Raw genomic sequence first — 14,899 nt, forward strand, 5'->3', positions numbered from 1 at the left:
CTCGATCGGGCGGCCGCGCGGGGGGAGGAAACTGTTGCGGACCATCGATTGGGTCAACGGGGCCGTCGAGATCATCGATCAGACGGCCCTGCCGGGTGAGGAACGGGTGCTGCGGCTGCACACCGTCGGCGAGCTGATCGCGGCGATCCAGTCGCTGGCGGTCCGCGGGGCACCGGCGCTGGGGGTGGCCGGAGCCTTCGGAGTTGCGCTGGCGGCCCGGATCCACGTCGACGATCCGGTGGCGCTGGCGGTGGCCGTACAGAAGGTGGAGACCGCGCGCCCGACGGCGGTCAACCTGGCCCGCGGCGCGTTACGGGCCGCCGCCCTGATCCCGCACGGACCGGAGGCCGTCTTGGCCGAGGCGTGCGCGGTGCGGGACGAGGAGATCGCCGCGTCGGCGGCGATGGCCCGGCTCGGCGCCGACCTGATCGTCGAGCTATGCGGGGCCCGGCCCCGGCTGCTCACCCATTGCAACACCGGGGCGCTGGCCGCGGTGACCGTCGGGACCGCCCTCGGTGTGGTCGGTGAGCTGCACCAGCGTGGCCGGCTGGCCGGGGTGATCGCCAGCGAGACGCGGCCATTGCTACAGGGCGCCCGGCTCACCTCGTGGGAGCTGACCCGCTGGGGCATCGAGCACCGGGTCGCCGTCGACTCGGCCGGGCCGTTCCTGATGGCCCGCGGCGAGGTGGACGCGGTGATCCTCGGCGCCGACCGGATCTGCGCCAACGGCGATGTGATCAACAAGATCGGGACGTACTCGCACGCTCTCGGCGCGCGTCGGGCCGGCCTTCCGTTCGTGGTGGTCGCACCGGAGTCCACAGTCGACCACGCCACCCCGTCGGGTGCGCACGTGGAGATCGAGGACCGCGGCTCGGCCGAGGTCACCGCCTGGAGCGAGGCGGTGAACCCGGCCTTCGACATCACCCCGTTCGACCTGGTCACCGCGATCGTCACGGACCGCCGGGTGATCCGGGTCGATCGGGGCGAGAAGCCTTAAGCCTTCTTCCAGGGCTTCATCCAGGGCGACTCCGGCCAGCCTTCGGCGGCGGCCATCAGCGGGTACGCGGTGGCGCCGTCGACGGTCTCCCGGATGACGTCGGCGTGCCCGGTGTGCCGCGCGGTCTCCTGGATCAGGTGCAGGAGGACCCAGCGCAGCGACCAGAAGTCGTGCTCCTTGGGGTTCCACGGCACGGAGTGGTCGATCGGCACCCGGTGGTCGAGGTCGGCGATGTCCCGGACGGTCTTCTCGGTCGCCTCGGCCACCCGGTCGTACATCGCGAACAGCTCCTCGACGGTCTCGTCGTCGGCCAGCACGAAGTTGCGCTCGTAGGCGCCGTAGTCGATCGGCTGCTGCTCACCGCGGACCGTCGCCATCCAACCCTCCTCAGTGGTGGCGACGTGCTTGATCAGGCCGGCCACGCTGAGGGCACTGGCGCTCGGCGTCGCCCGCAGCTGCTCGGGGGTGAGCCCGTAGGCGGTCAGTTTGATCACGTAACGCATCTGGGCGAGGTAGGCGAGCAGACCGTCCTGCTCGTCGGTGACGGGGCGGACCTGACCGGGCATCGGAGACTCCCTGCGGCTGGTGTCGTGGACACCGCTAACGCTAGGGAAGGAAGCGGTCAGTTTCTGGCCGCTTCCCGACAAGTTCGCGCCCTTTCACCTCGGTCACCCATCCGCCTGATCGGCCCAGGGCGAGCAGGGGTCCGATTTCGGCCGGAATCGTCGTCTCGGCGCCGGGTACCGGAGGCCAGGCCCGCCGCAACTCCGACGCCGGCCGCAGAATCGGCACCAGCGCGTTCACCGGATCCGGTTCGTCGAGCGCCGCCGCCGTGGCCGTCAGGTCGTCGATCAACCGCCGCAGCTCCGCACGAACCGCGTCGCGATTGCCGCCACACATCGCCGCGGTGAGCTCGGCACGGGTCGCCGCGACCCGGGTGCCGTCCCGGAACGAACCCGCGGCCAAGGCCCCGGCCAGCGGATCTCCGCCCAACTGCTGCGCCAGGACGGCGGCGAACAGGTGCGGGACGTGACTGATCCGCGCCACCGCGGTGTCGTGCTCGGCCGCGGTCACCGGCACCACGCGCGCGCCCATCCCGGTGAACAATCCGGCCAGCATCAGCCAGTCGTCGAGGTCCGTCTCGCCCGGTTCCAGGCACAACACCCAGGCACAACCCTCGAACAACCCGGCCTCGGACGCCGCGAAACCGGACGTCTCCCGACCGGCCATCGGATGCCCGCCGACGAACCGGCGACCTGCCACCAGGTCCCTGACGGGACCCTTCACCGACGTCACATCGGTCACCAGGCCGCCATATCCGTCCAGGTCGGCGACCACTTCCGGCAAAATCGGCAGCGGTACGGCCAGAGCTGCCACAGCACAGTCGGTGACCGTCTCCCGAACCGACCCGGCGACCTCGAACCCGGCCTCCCGGGCCAGCTCACGGGTGACCGGATCAGCGTCGAAACCCACCACGTCGTGCCCGGCCGCGCCGAGCGCCCGCAGCAACGACCCGCCGATCAGCCCCAGCCCGATGACCGCAATACGCACGGCCCCGACTCTAGGCCTTGCAGTCGTTCTCCTTCGCCCAGGTGGCGACCGTGGCGACCGGGCTCTTCTGACCGCCCTTACGCCACGACGCGAGATAGGTGTACGGCCAGACCACCCCGCGCCGTACCTTCCAGTCGCCGGTCTTCGCGCACGGCGGGGAGATGCCGTAGTGCAGATGGCAGACCCCGCTCGAGTTACCGGTCTTGCCGGTCTTGCCGAGCAGCTGCCCGCCCTTGACCCGGACCCCGGGCTTGATGCCGGACTGGACCTTGCTCAGGTGCGACCCGTAGTAGCGCACCCCGTCGTCACCCTCGATCGACACCGAGAGGCCGCCGTTGTTCGGCCCGTCCGGGTTCCCCTCGACGTACCGGTCGGTGAGGCTGATCTCCAGGACCGTGCCGCTCGTGGTGGCCACGAAGTCCTCGCCGCAGTTCACGAAGATGTCGGTCGCCGGGTATTTCGAGTGCGTGTTGCTCCAGTCCACGTTCGACGCGTCGACCGGGAACACGTACTTCACCGAGGTCGTCACAGCCGACTCGGACGCGCTCGGCTTCGGCTTCGCCTTGGCCGACGCGGCGGCACTCGGGCTCGCCGGCGCGGACGCCGCGGGGGCGGCGCTCGTCGCGGCCGACTCGGCGGACGACGACTGCGCGGCCGGATCCACGAACTTCGGGGTCGCGGCCGGCTCGGCCGACCCGCCGGCGCCGCCGCAGCCGGCGAGGCAGACGGCCGCGATCGTCAGACCGGAGAGGGTACGGAGTAAACGCACCGCGCCATCCTGGCAGAAGACCGGAGATCGTGCAGACCTGACGATGGCTAGGCTGGCAGGGCGAGTCCGTACGAGCACGCACAGGTGGGAGCGAGATGGCAGACCGTCAGGTTTCCTGGCCCGCGGCCGCACCGCCGCCCCCGGGTTACGTGCCACCCCGTGACCTGCCCCCGCCACCGATCTTCACCGGCCTGCCGCCACGGCCGGTCTACCGCGAGCCGCACCCGATCGCGGCCGGGCCGGTGGTCAGTGGTCTGGCTGCGGCGACCGTGTGGTTCGTGCTGTTCGGCAGCCTCGGGAGCGGTCTCGGGTCCTACGCGTGGTGGACCATCGGCGCGGCTCTCGCCGCCTGGGCTGTCGCGGTGGTTCTGGCGCTCCTCGGCGACCGTGGCGTGGCGGTCGGCGTGGCCGTGGCGAGCGGGGTCGCGCTGTCCATCGCGATGGTCTTCGTCACCCTGCACTGGACCACCACCCTCGACTGGCCGTTGTGGTGATTTCCGCCACCCGACGTGCCCCTCTGGTAGCCCTGAGCAGTGGGTCTGCCGACATGCTCATCGACCCTTGACTAACGCCGCGCGGCTGACGCACTCTCGGTCGCATGGCCCCCTCGCCACAACGGCTGGACCCTGAACGCAGCCGTCGCCGCCTCGAGCTGCTGGCCGCTCTGGCCCAGGCGAAATCGACACGTGAGTCGATTCCGTCGCCCCGTCTGCGCGGTCTCCGGCTCCGCGAGTTGATCGCGACTCGCCGCCGCCCGGTGAACTGACTTCAGTTCCGTCAAGGCGTGGCGCGATGCGCCCGCCGCCGTACCCGCTACCGTCAGGCGCTGAGAGACAAAAGTCGTGTTGGGGGAAATCGTGTCGATTTTCGCTGCCGCCGTCGCCCGCAGTAAGAACGGCTGGACGGCGTCGGAGCTGGACCTTACGGGCCTGGCCGACATCGACGAGGTGGTGGACGCGCTGCGGGATACCGAGCCGGACGCCGACCTCGCGCTGTTGTTCGTCGAGAGCGACGACGAGTACCTCGCCATCCTGCGCCTGGACGAGGGTGAGGACCTGCGGGTCTTCGGCTCGGACTCGGGCTTCGCCGAGGAGTCGCGGATCGGTTCCGTGCTGCTCGGCGAGATCGAGGCGCCGGCCCTCGGGCTGGACGAGCTGGCCGAGGGTCAGTATGAGGGTCAAGACGAGGGAGACGACGAGGAGAAGCCGGTCGACCCGGACGCCGATCCGATCGGCGACGCCGAACTACTGGGCGACCTGGGCCTCAATGCCCAGCGGCTGCTCGCCCTCTGCGGTATGGAGGGGATGCTGCCGTCCGACGTCACCGCCGAGATCTGCCAGAAGATCGGCTGTGGCGACGAGATGGAGGAGCTGCGCGAGGCGTGATCCGCCGCTTGCAGCATGAGGAGTGGATGCGGCGGGCGCTCGCCGCCGCGTCCACCTCCCCCGAGGACGTCCCGGTCGGGGCGATCATCCTCGGACCCGACGGCGCCGAACTGGCCGCCGCCGGGAACGAACGCGAACTGACCGGTGACCCGACCGGACACGCCGAGGTGCTGGCGATCCGGCGGGCCGCCGCGCGCCTGGGTTCGTGGCGCCTGGAGAACTGCACCCTGGTGGTCACCCTGGAGCCGTGCACCATGTGCGCCGGCGCACTGGTCCTGGCCCGGATCTCGACGCTGGTCTTCGGAGCCTGGGAACCCAAGACGGGCGCGGTCGGCTCCCTCTGGGACGTGGTCCGTGACACCCGCCTGAACCACCGCCCAGAGGTCTACGCGGGCGTTCTGGAAGCCAAGTGCGCCACCCTGATGCGCGACTTCTTCCGCTAACCCGTCAGGCGTCGGCGATCGCGGTGTTCAGGCCGATTTTGACCATGTTGCTGAAGCCCTGCTCGCGCTGTGCCGAGTCCATCGCCTCGCCGCGCTTGATGTGGTCGCTGACGGTGAGGATGGTCAGGGCCTTCGCCTTGTACCGCGCGGCGATCGTGTAGATCGCGGCGGACTCCATCTCGACCGCCAGGACGCCGTAGTCGGCCAGGCTGTCGTAGAGGTCCGGGCGGTCGGTGTAGAAGGCGTCGGCGGCCAGGATCGGGCCGACCCGGATCGGGGTGCCCTGGGCCTCGGCGGCGTCGACGGCGGTGCGCAGCAGGCCGAAGTCGGCGACCGGCGCGTAGTCGACCAGGCCGTCGAAGCGGGTCCGGTTCATGTTGGAGTCGGTGGCCGAGCCGATCGCGGCGATCACGTCGCCCAGGTTCAGGTCCATGGCGAGGGCGCCGCAGGAACCGATCCGGATCACCGACTTCACGCCGTACTCGTTGATCAGTTCGTGGGTGTAGATGGAGGCCGACGGCATGCCCATGCCGGAGCCCTGCACCGAGACCCGGACGCCCTGCCAGGTGCCGGTGAAACCGAGCATCCCGCGGACCTGGGTGTAGCAGACCGCGTCCTCCAGGAACGTCTCGGCGATCCACTTGGCCCGCATCGGGTCGCCGGGCAGCAGCACCCGCTCGGCGATGTCGCCCGGCTTGCCGCCGATGTGCACGCTCATGTCTTTCCTCCGAAATCTTCGTCGACGCGTCGATCTTGCCAGGTCAGCGGGGTCGCGCTGGGTTATGGGTGACCCCGCGACAAAGCCGTCGAGGCGTCCGGTAACGTACTTCCCGGTGGTGTGTCCGAGTGGCCTAAGGAGCACGCCTCGAAAGCGTGTGAGGGTTTACGCCCTCCGCGGGTTCAAATCCCGCCGCCACCGCCATTAGAGAGCCCGATCCACACGGATCGGGCTCTCTAGTTTTCTGCCCTGTGGCCTGTTACTGTCCGTGCCCGTCGGCCGGGTCCTCCGAGCGCCGGAGCGGAGCCTCGTCCGTTCGGGTGTTCTCCATGATCAGCGCCGCGGATGTAACGGTGGTGTTTCGTCCCAGGTCACGGCCAGGAATTACGCTGTGTAGCCGAATGCGGACGGCCCTAATACGTAGGGTGTTGCGCAAGTCACGCGAGCCAAATACACCGGATCAGACAATGTGGTTCCGACCGGGCGTCGAGAAACTTTCGCAGAATCGCCCTACGCAGATCCGTCGATGTCTGTCCTAGATTTGACATGTGAGAGTTGAGCATCACTGGTGGAATGGCGACGTCCGGCTCGCGCGCCGAGACGTCTACGTCCGCACCGACGGCGCGCTCTGGGAGGTCGAGGCCCAGATGGGCGGCCCCGAGGGCAAGTCGAAGGTGCAGCAGTGCCCCGGCAAGGCATCAGCGATGATCCTGGCCGACGCGTGGCGTGGTCCACGCTGGCGGTGGCGCGAACTCTGAGGTCGCGCCAGGAGCCCCCCCTCGGCTGCGCCGCAAATGCTTGACCGATCCCGGCCAGCCTCAACGGCCCGGACCCCGTGTGGGTCCGGGCCGTTCGCGTTGACTGACACACGCGCTGTCCGATGTGCGGAGATGGTCGGGATCTAGGCTGAATATCCATCGCACGGGTAGGAAGCCGATCATCATGCACGCAACAGTCACCGACCACCGGGCCGAAGTCGCGGTACTACAACTCCGCGGCGAACTCGACGCCGACACCGCGGGTCAGTTGCATGCCACTCTGGCCGGTCTGCTGGAGAGACCCGTACCCCGGATCGTGGTCGATCTGACCGCCCTCAAGTTCTGCGATTCGATCGGACTCAGCGCCTTCATCGTCAGCAAGCAGGTGATCGCGTCGCGTGGTGGCTGGCTGAGCTTCGCCGGCGCCAACCCGTTTCTGACTCAACTCCTGGAGACGGTCGGCCTGGGCCGCTACTTCGCGATCTTTCCCGAGGTGGACGACGCGATAGCGGCCGCTCGCATCTAGACCGGTACGGTACCGTCGCCACCTTCCATCGTACCGATCACGGTTGATATCCTCCGCGTCACATTCATCGACGGGGGAAGCCGTGAGGCTTTGGAGTGCCGCTCTGATGAGCGGCCTGATAATCGCGGCCGGGTTGCCCGGGACCGCCTACGCGACCACACCGACACCGATTCCATCACCGTCGGCGGCGTCGCCGACACCTTCACCGACGCCGACGCCGACGCCGACGGCGCCGACGCCGGGCACCTCCACCACCGAGTCGACGGCCGAGCCCACCCACGCCGTCGCGGCGACCTGCGGTGGCGAGCTGGCCCTCGGGACACCCGTCACCTGTGACGAGATCAGTGGCAAGACGCACCACACCTACACGTTCCGCACCACGATCGCGGACGAGCGGATCCTCACCCAGTTCCACTCCACCGGCGACAACACCCAGGCGTCGGTGCAGGGCGAGTCCTGCTTCCTCGGCCCCTACGCCTCCGAATGTGTGATCGCCGAACCGGGCGTCCACACCATCGACGTCCGGTTGTACTCGGGCTCGGGCACCGCCTCGTACGGCATCGGGGTCGAATCCCGCAGCCGACCGTCTAGCTGCACCACGCTGGACCCGGCCACCTTCACCGTCGACGGCCCGCTGCGCGACGGGAAGCTGGCCCGCGGAGCGGCCGGTCACTGCTACCGATTCGCCGGTACGGCCGGCATGCGCCTGAACGTCGAGACCGAGGTCACCCCGGCCACCGAGGGCGCGGCGGCCTCGCTCGAAGGCTGGATCGAGGACCCGGCCGGTGAGCGTGTCTGCCCGATCCAGTGGGGCGGCGGCTCGTGCTCGCTGACCGGCGACGGCACCCACACGATCTTCCTCGCCGACGACTACGGCGGCGCGGTCGACTACCGGTTCCGGCTGGTCCGCACCGACGTACCGCTCGGCTGCGGCACCCTGCGCCAGGCCGGATTCGGTATCCCGGCCGCCGACCAGGTGGCGAGCGGCGAGGTCGCGGCCAGCGGGTTCGACTGCTGGACCGTCACCGCCACGGCCGGGGTGAAGCGGGTCCAGACCACCGACGGCGGCCAGCTCCGCTGGGAGGTCAGCAACGCCGCGGGTGTCGTCTGCAGCGAGTGGGGCGACCCGTGTGACCTGCCCGAGGCCGGCACCTACACGCTCTGGCTGCGCAACACCGACTGGCAGCCCCGTGAGTACCGGGCGTCCATCATCGACATCGCCGGTGACGCGGGTTGTGCCGCACCCGTCGGTACCGGCTGGGACCAGCCGACCGTCACGGCGCCCGCGTCGGACGGCGTCGGGGCCGTCTGCCAGCCGTTCACCGCGGCGCCCGGCGAGCGGATCGTCACCTATGTGTCGGGTGGCGGCTTCGGCTGGATCACCGACCGCACCGGCCAAGACATCTGCGCCGACCAGCGGTACGACGACCTCGGCGGTTGCGCGCTGCCGGGCACCGGGCCGTACCGCCTGGTGGTCCTGTCCAGTGGTGACCGGGAGACCGAGCTGCAGATCCGGCGGCTCTCCTCGCCCGCCGGCTGCCCGGTGCTCGCACCCGGGGCCTACGGTGCCGGGCCGGCCGGAGCGCTCGACGCCAACCGCTGCCGCATCCTGGACGTTCCCGCCGCGGGCCGGCACCTGGTGCGGGTCGTCGACGACGAGAACTACGAGTCCTACACGGCGATCCACGACGTGGACGGGATCAAGGTCTGCGACGCCGGATACCTCTGCGACTTCCCGAAGGCCGGCCGGTACACGCTGGTCGTCGGTGGGGCGTACGACGGCGGCGGTGTGGTGGAGAGCGAGCACGCCGTCGTGTTCACCGCGCCGACGGCGAGCGGCTGCGTGCGTACCGGCGACCAGGGCTACGCCACCGGTGCGGTGCTCGGTTCGTTCACCGTCGTCGGCGAGACCGACTGCCTCGAACTGGACAGCACGGCCGGCGCCACCATCGGCGTCACCCTGCCGCCCCGGGTCACCGGAGCGGCCCGTCCGGAGTGGACCCTGATCAACGGGGACGGTACGGACCTCTGCTCCAACGGGTGCAAGCTGGCCGGGCCGGCGCCGTACCGGATCCTGCTCAACGCACCCGAGGACTCGGCCGCCGGTGACTACCGTGTGGTCGTGCAGCGACTCGATCGGGTCAGCGGCTGCACCGTCCTGCCGCAGGGCGCGATCGGGAACACCGTCGGAGCGGTCACCGCCTTCGCCGCAGACAGGTTCACCACCTGCTACAGCATCCCGGCGAATCAGCACAGCGTCGACGAGACCATCGGGTACGCGCCGGTCACCGGGCACGACGGCTGGGCGAACATCAGCGTCCGGGACGAGACCGGCAAGCAGGTCTGCGGGAGTGGCCGGTGGGCGTCGGCGCAGCTGGTGCGCTGCGACTTCGAGAGCGGTAAGGCGTACACCGTGCTGCTGACCGCGGCCGCCACCGACTTCCAGTACCGGATCAGCCGCAAGGACACCAGCGCGGCCGGGGCGAAGTGCCAGACTCCGGCGAACACCGTGCTCGGCGGGCCGGCCATGGCCGGTGACCTGCGGACCGATGAGGATCTGCACTGCTACCGGGTCACCGCGGCGGCCGCCGACAGCTACTGGCTCGGCGTACGCAGCACCGGACTCGCGGCCCGTTACTGGATCACCGACGCGGCGGGCGCCGACCGCTGCTCCGGATATGTGGTGCCGTGCCGGGCCAGTGGATCCACCAGCTACCAGATCTTCGTGTGGCCGGCCGTGGACGGGCAGACCGTTCCGTACCGGGTGGACACCTGGCGGCTCACCAGCGCCGGGCAGCCCGTCGCGCAGTGCCCCGCGGTCAACGCGGCGCCGGCTTTCGGGCCGATCAGCGGGACCCTGAGCGATCAGAGGACCGCGGTCTGCGTGGCGGTGCCGGTCAACTACCGGTCCGCGTTCAAGGCGGCGATCAGCAACACCGGCGGGGGCACCGAGACGCCCGAGCCGTACTACTTCCAGACCCGGACCGACGACGGGATCACCGCCTGCTCGTGGGCCGAGGGCGGTCGTGGATGCCAGGTCAGCCTGCCGTACGACAACCCGTCCGGGATGGCGCTGTTCGTGCTCGCCCCGGAGACCACGGACGGGAACCTCCCGTTCCGGGCCGACATCAAGTGCGACTACGAGCCGTGCACCCCGGGATATTCGCTCGGGTCGGTGACCCCGGGATCGGCGCCGAACAGCGGCCCGGCCACGCTGACCCTCCGGGGCTCCGGGTTCGCCGCCACCGACACCGTGACACTCACCCGTAGCGGATCGACGTCGATCCCGGCGACGGTGAAGAGCGTGACGGACGGCCTCACCATGACCGTCACCGCCGACCTCACCGACGCGACACCCGGCGCGTGGAACGTGGTGGCGCGGTCGGCCGGTGGATCGGGCGCCACCCTCAACGGCGGTCTGACCGTCACGGCGGGTGCGCTCAAGGCCACCCGGGCGCCGTCGATCACCGGGACAGTCCGGGTCGGTGGCACCGTCCGGGCGGCCGCCGGGAGCTGGAGTCCGGCGCCTACCTCGTGGTCGTACCAGTGGGCGGCCAACGGTGTCGCGATCAAGGGGGCGACCGGGTCGGCGTACCAGATCCCCGCCTCCCTCCGTGGGAAACGCCTCACGGTGACCGTTATCGCAAAGCGGGCCAATCGGTCTAATACTGCGGTTTCGTCGGCTGCGGTGACCGTGGGATACGGCGCGGCGCCGAAGGCGACCGCCCGGCCGAAGATCAAGGGCACGGTCAAGGCCGGCAAGGCCGTCAAGGTCTCGGTGGGCGCGTGGTCGCCGCAGGCGACGTCTTATCGGTACGAGTGGCGCGTCAACGGCAAACTCGTGGCCGTGACGGCCACGCTGAAGCTGAAGGCGGCCTGGGCCGGTAAGAAGTTGACGCTGACCGTGGTCGCGAAGCGGACCGGGCACTACGACGGTCGTGCGACGAGCGTCGCGATCAAGATCAAGAAGTGAAATAGGCGAGGGCCGACTCCGATCGGGAGCCGGCCCTCGCCCGCACTGTTTTCGTTCCCGACAATAGACCCGGCCCACAGAGGGTCGATCGGCGGGGCACAACGAGTTAAGGCGTGCAGTTCTCCGACGGCGGGCCCCGGCCCCAGCGGCTCGGCCTCCACCCGGTCACTCTTCAGGTGGACACGGTCGGCTGAGGCGAGGCGAACGCACTGAAGGCCGAACCCAACGGGTCCGGCCTTCAACGTCTGCCCACTTCGGGCTGGCGGAGGATACGAGATTCGAACTCGTGAGGGTGTTAACCCAACACGCTTTCCAAGCGTGCGCCCTAGGCCTCTAGGCGAATCCTCCGTGCGCCAGAATACAGACTCTTTCGGTGGGCTCGCCCGCGGGGAGGGGGTCTGCGCGCGGCCGGGCGCGGCCAGGTAGGCTCTCGGGTAGCCCCTCGTGCGGCGTCATCCTGTGAACCTCCCCAGGGCCGGAAGGCAGCAAGGATAAGCGGGCTCTGGCGGGTGCACGGGGGGTCCTTTAGTTTCCGGGTCACTTCCGGGGCACGGCGTTTGTTCTTGTCAGACCCTCGACGGAGAATGACGCGGTCGTTCAGGAGGTGGCAGGAGTGGCACTCGCCCTCTATCGCAAGTACCGGCCGCGCACCTTCGCCGAGGTCATCGGCCAGGAGCACGTCACCGAGCCGCTGTCGCAGGCGCTGCGCAGCGGGCGTCTCAACCACGCCTATCTCTTCTCCGGCCCACGTGGCTGCGGCAAGACGTCCAGCGCACGCATCCTGGCCCGGTCGCTCAACTGTGAGCAGGGGCCGACACCGGACCCGTGTGGCGTCTGCCTGTCCTGTCGATCGCTGGCCAACGACGGCGCCGGCTCGATCGACGTCATCGAGATCGACGCGGCCAGCCACGGTGGTGTCGACGATGCCCGTGAGCTGCGAGAGAAGGCGTTCTTCGCGCCCGCCAACAGCCGCTACAAGATCTACGTCATCGACGAGGCGCACATGGTCTCGTCGGCCGGCTTCAACGCGCTGCTCAAGCTGGTCGAGGAGCCGCCGGACTATGTGAAGTTCATCTTCGCCACCACCGAGCCCGACAAGGTCCTCGGCACCATCCGCTCCCGGACACATCACTACCCGTTCCGGCTCATCCCGCCGGCTGTCCTGCGGCCGTATCTTCAGCAGCTCACCGACGCCGAGGGCGTCACCGTCGAGCCGTCGGTGTTCCCGCTCGTGGTGCGGGCCGGCGGTGGCAGCGCCCGGGACAGCCTGTCGATCCTCGACCAGTTGATCGCCGGTTCCGGGGCGGACGGTGTCACCTATGCGGGCGCGGTCGGTCTGCTCGGCGTCACCGATGTCACCCTGATCGACGAGATGTGCGACGCCATCGCCACCGGTGACGGCGCCGCCGCGTACGCCACCATCGACCGCGTCGCGGAAGCCGGCCACGAACCCCGCCGCTTCGCCTCCGACCTGCTCGAACGCTTCCGTGACCTGATCATCCTCCAGCAGGTGCCGGACGCGGTCGCCAAGGGCCTGATCGACGGTCCGGCCGACCAGCTGGAGATGATGGCCGGGCAGGCCGCCCGGCTGGGCGCGGCCACCCTGTCCCGCTGCGCGGACATCCTGCACAACGGCCTGGTCGAGATGCGCGGCACGACCGCGCCCCGCCTGCTGCTCGAGCTGGTCACCGCCCGCATGCTGCTTCCGGGTGCCGACGCTTCCGAGTCGGCTCTGCTCCAGCGTCTGGAGAGGTTGGAGCGTTCGGGGGTACGGGGTGAGCGCCCCGCCGAGGGTTACGCCGTCGTCGACGCGGCCCCGCCGACGACCGACAACGGAGCCGGTGTCGCGGCCGGCGGAGGCACCAACGGTGGGGTGGCGAGCGGTGGCGGCGCCGGAGGCGGTGGAAAGGCCGCGGCGATGGCTGCGGCCGCTGCCGCCCGCGCTGGTTCCGCACGTCCGGCGGGCGGTGGTTCCGCGCGCCCGGTGTCACCCGCCGCTCCCGCCCCGGCGCAGCCGACTCCGGCCCCCGCTTCGGCGGCGCCGCCCGTTTCCGAGTCGGGGCCGCCGTCCAGCCCCGGGGTGCCGCCTCCCGCCGAGGTGTCGCCTCACTCCGAGGTGTCGCCTCCCGCTGAGGTGTCGCCTCACTCCGAGGTGTCGCCCGATTCCGGGTCGGCGACCGGCGGATCCGATGGGACCGCCGAGCCCGACTGGAACCAGGTCGCCGACGGCGGCCACCCGGACCCCGTCGACTACGACGAACCGCCGCCGTGGGATGACGAACCGGTGGAGGAGGCGCCGGCCCGGCCCACCGCTCGGGCGGAGGCGAACCTCACGCCCGCCGGAGGCGCTCGGCCGGATGCCGGGGGTGATTCCGGCGATCCTCGAGACGAGCGATCCGAGCGGGTCCGCGCCGCATGGCACACCCTCGGCCGGCAGCAGCCGAAGGTCAAAGCCATGCAGGAGTACGGCATCGGCATCCGCGACGTCGAAGGCGACACCGTCGTGTTCGCCGCACCGACCCAGGCGCTGGTGGACCGATTCCTGAACTGGCGTGAGGCGATCACCACCGAGTTCCGCAAGTCTCCGGGCGGCGATTGGCGGATCCGTTGCGAGGTCGGCGAGGCCGGTCCGTCCCGGGGGCAGGCACGTCCCGGCGACGTCCGAGACCAGTCGGCGGGTCGTCGCGGGTCCGGCGGTTCCGAGCGTCCGGCCCCGCAGGCGGGCGCGACGGCCTCGGCACCGGAACGCAACACGGGCCGCACCGAGTCACGCCCGTCGCGGTCACCGCGGCCCCCGGCGGCCGACGCCGACGAGGACTGGCCGGCGGCGCGCCCTCCCGCTTCGCCGAACCGGTCCGACACCGGCCGCCCGGCGCAGACCCGGACGGCAGCAGCGACCGCTGACCGTGGCCGGTCCGACTCCGCCGACCCGAACGGTTCATCGACGCCGTCCGGTCCCGGCGAGACCGGCTGGTCTGGTCCGGCCCGACCCGGCGGCTCACCGGCCGCTCCGGGAGACAACGAGGCCGACTGGCCGGAGGCTGCTCGGCCGGGTGGTGCGCGGGCCGGGTCCGGGGGCGGGGATTCCAGGTGGCCGGAGGCTGCTCGGCCGGGTGGTGCGCGGGCCGGGTCCGGGGGCGGGGACTCCGGGTGGCCGGAGGCCGTTCGGCCGGGTGGTGCGCGGGCCGGGTCCGGGGGCGGGGACTCCGGGTGGCCGGAGGCCGTTCGGCCGGGTGGGTCAGAGACCGTTTCCGCGGGTGACGACTCGGGCTGGCCGGAACCGGTCCGGCCAGGTGGGTCCGCGTCTGTCGGGGCGAATTCCGAATGGCCCGAGCCGGCTCGGCCAGGCGGTTCCAGGGATATGGCTGCCGACAGCGACGACTCGGCTTGGCCTGAGCCCGTCCGGCCAGGTGGCGCGGCTTCGGTATCCGCCGGTGCGGATGCCGGGTGGCCTGAGCCGGCCCGGCCGGGATCATCGGCGGCCGTCGGGTCAAATGCCGTAAAGGTGAGCCAAGAGGACGAATCGGCGAGTGGCTGGCCGGAACCCGCCCGGCCCGGTGGTGATCCGATGGCCACGTCCGGGAGCGTGGGAGCCGGTCCGGCTACTGCGGCCCGAGGCGGTGAGCAAGCCGGAGCGCCGGGTTCCGGTGGGGGTTTCGGCGGCTCGGCGGGAGGGCTCGGCGGCGGTTCGGCGGGCGGGTTCGGTGGCGGTTCCGCGTTCGGCGGAGCGGCGGTTTCGGCTGGTCCGCAGGGTGCGGGTCCGGCGGGCGCTGGTCCGC

Annotated in this window: 12 protein-coding genes, 2 tRNA genes, 1 other RNA gene and 1 pseudogene; 11 read left to right on the forward strand and 5 right to left on the reverse strand. The window is 70.6% G+C overall.

Going from position 1 to position 14,899, the window contains the following annotated elements; translation table 11 throughout:
• Nucleotides 1-34 precede the first annotated feature (34 nt).
• Nucleotides 35-997: an S-methyl-5-thioribose-1-phosphate isomerase gene (mtnA, locus tag Q0Z83_RS45080; RefSeq protein WP_317789672.1), complete on the forward strand. Its 963-nt coding sequence runs from the start codon at nucleotides 35-37 to the stop codon at nucleotides 995-997.
• Here mtnA and Q0Z83_RS45085 read toward each other — a convergent pair.
• From Q0Z83_RS45085 to Q0Z83_RS45095, 3 genes are read right to left on the reverse strand one after another with little or no spacing between them, the layout of a single operon-like run.
• On the reverse strand, nucleotides 994-1,563 hold the full coding sequence (locus Q0Z83_RS45085; protein ID WP_317789673.1) for a DinB family protein: 570 nt from the start codon (nucleotides 1,561-1,563) through the stop codon (nucleotides 994-996). The two genes, mtnA and Q0Z83_RS45085, sit on opposite strands and share 4 nt — an antisense overlap.
• A 40-nt stretch (nucleotides 1,564-1,603) precedes the next feature.
• A complete protein-coding gene (locus tag Q0Z83_RS45090; RefSeq protein ID WP_317789675.1) occupies nucleotides 1,604-2,548 on the reverse strand; it encodes a prephenate dehydrogenase in 945 nt (314 codons plus the stop codon).
• A 10-nt stretch (nucleotides 2,549-2,558) separates the two neighbouring features.
• Nucleotides 2,559-3,317 carry a M23 family metallopeptidase gene (locus Q0Z83_RS45095; protein WP_317789677.1) on the reverse strand — a complete coding sequence of 253 codons (759 nt, stop codon included), beginning with the start codon at nucleotides 3,315-3,317 and terminating at the stop codon, nucleotides 2,559-2,561.
• Nucleotides 3,318-3,412: 95 nt separating this feature from the next.
• Here Q0Z83_RS45095 and Q0Z83_RS45100 point away from each other — a divergent pair, with 95 nt between their 5' ends.
• The 4 genes from Q0Z83_RS45100 to Q0Z83_RS45115 all read left to right on the forward strand — a co-directional run bounded on the left by Q0Z83_RS45100 (nucleotide 3,413) and on the right by Q0Z83_RS45115 (nucleotide 5,145).
• On the forward strand, nucleotides 3,413-3,811 hold the full coding sequence (locus tag Q0Z83_RS45100; protein WP_317789678.1) for a hypothetical protein: 399 nt from the start codon (nucleotides 3,413-3,415) through the stop codon (nucleotides 3,809-3,811).
• 104 nt (nucleotides 3,812-3,915) lie between these two features.
• Nucleotides 3,916-4,083: a hypothetical protein gene (locus tag Q0Z83_RS45105; RefSeq protein WP_317789679.1), complete on the forward strand. Its 168-nt coding sequence runs from the start codon at nucleotides 3,916-3,918 to the stop codon at nucleotides 4,081-4,083.
• A 91-nt stretch (nucleotides 4,084-4,174) separates the two neighbouring features.
• Nucleotides 4,175-4,702 (forward strand): tRNA adenosine deaminase-associated protein, encoded by a 528-nt coding sequence (locus Q0Z83_RS45110; protein ID WP_317789680.1) that lies wholly within the window; start codon nucleotides 4,175-4,177, stop codon nucleotides 4,700-4,702.
• Complete coding sequence (locus Q0Z83_RS45115; RefSeq protein WP_378079094.1) at nucleotides 4,699-5,145, forward strand: nucleoside deaminase; 447 nt, start codon at nucleotides 4,699-4,701, stop codon at nucleotides 5,143-5,145. Before Q0Z83_RS45110 ends, Q0Z83_RS45115 begins: the two co-directional genes overlap by 4 nt.
• Before the next feature lie 4 nt (nucleotides 5,146-5,149).
• Here Q0Z83_RS45115 and deoD read toward each other — a convergent pair whose 3' ends face one another.
• The gene (gene deoD, locus Q0Z83_RS45120) at nucleotides 5,150-5,863 is read right to left on the reverse strand and encodes a purine-nucleoside phosphorylase (RefSeq protein WP_317789681.1); all 714 of its coding nucleotides are present in this window, start codon (nucleotides 5,861-5,863) and stop codon (nucleotides 5,150-5,152) included.
• 114 nt (nucleotides 5,864-5,977) lie between these two features.
• Between deoD and Q0Z83_RS45125 the strand changes: the two genes are divergently transcribed.
• The 4 genes from Q0Z83_RS45125 (at nucleotide 5,978) to Q0Z83_RS45140 (ending at nucleotide 11,120) form a co-directional block, all read left to right on the forward strand.
• Nucleotides 5,978-6,067, forward strand: a tRNA-Ser gene (locus Q0Z83_RS45125).
• Between the two features lie 344 nt (nucleotides 6,068-6,411).
• Nucleotides 6,412-6,621, forward strand: coding sequence for a hypothetical protein (locus Q0Z83_RS45130; RefSeq protein ID WP_183224254.1), 210 nt, complete (start codon nucleotides 6,412-6,414; stop codon nucleotides 6,619-6,621).
• A gap of 184 nt (nucleotides 6,622-6,805) precedes the next feature.
• Nucleotides 6,806-7,147, forward strand: a complete 342-nt coding sequence (locus Q0Z83_RS45135) for an STAS domain-containing protein (RefSeq protein ID WP_317789682.1) — start codon at nucleotides 6,806-6,808, stop codon at nucleotides 7,145-7,147.
• Between the two features lie 106 nt (nucleotides 7,148-7,253).
• On the forward strand, nucleotides 7,254-11,120 hold the full coding sequence (locus Q0Z83_RS45140; RefSeq protein ID WP_317789683.1) for a hypothetical protein: 3,867 nt from the start codon (nucleotides 7,254-7,256) through the stop codon (nucleotides 11,118-11,120).
• Between the two features lie 260 nt (nucleotides 11,121-11,380).
• On the opposite strand, the gene Q0Z83_RS45145 is transcribed toward Q0Z83_RS45140, so the two are convergent.
• A tRNA-Ser gene (locus Q0Z83_RS45145) sits at nucleotides 11,381-11,468 on the reverse strand.
• Nucleotides 11,469-11,553: 85 nt separating this feature from the next.
• Between Q0Z83_RS45145 and ffs the strand changes: the two genes are divergently transcribed.
• An RNA gene (gene ffs, locus Q0Z83_RS45150) (signal recognition particle sRNA small type) lies at nucleotides 11,554-11,649 on the forward strand.
• 84 nt (nucleotides 11,650-11,733) lie between these two features.
• Nucleotides 11,734-13,995 (forward strand): annotated as a pseudogene (locus Q0Z83_RS45155) (DNA polymerase III subunit gamma and tau); the annotation flags it as partial.
• Between the last annotated feature and the right edge of the window lie 904 nt (nucleotides 13,996-14,899).

It is taken from the genome of Actinoplanes sichuanensis (genome assembly GCF_033097365.1).
GTDB lineage: Bacteria > Actinomycetota > Actinomycetes > Mycobacteriales > Micromonosporaceae > Actinoplanes > Actinoplanes sichuanensis.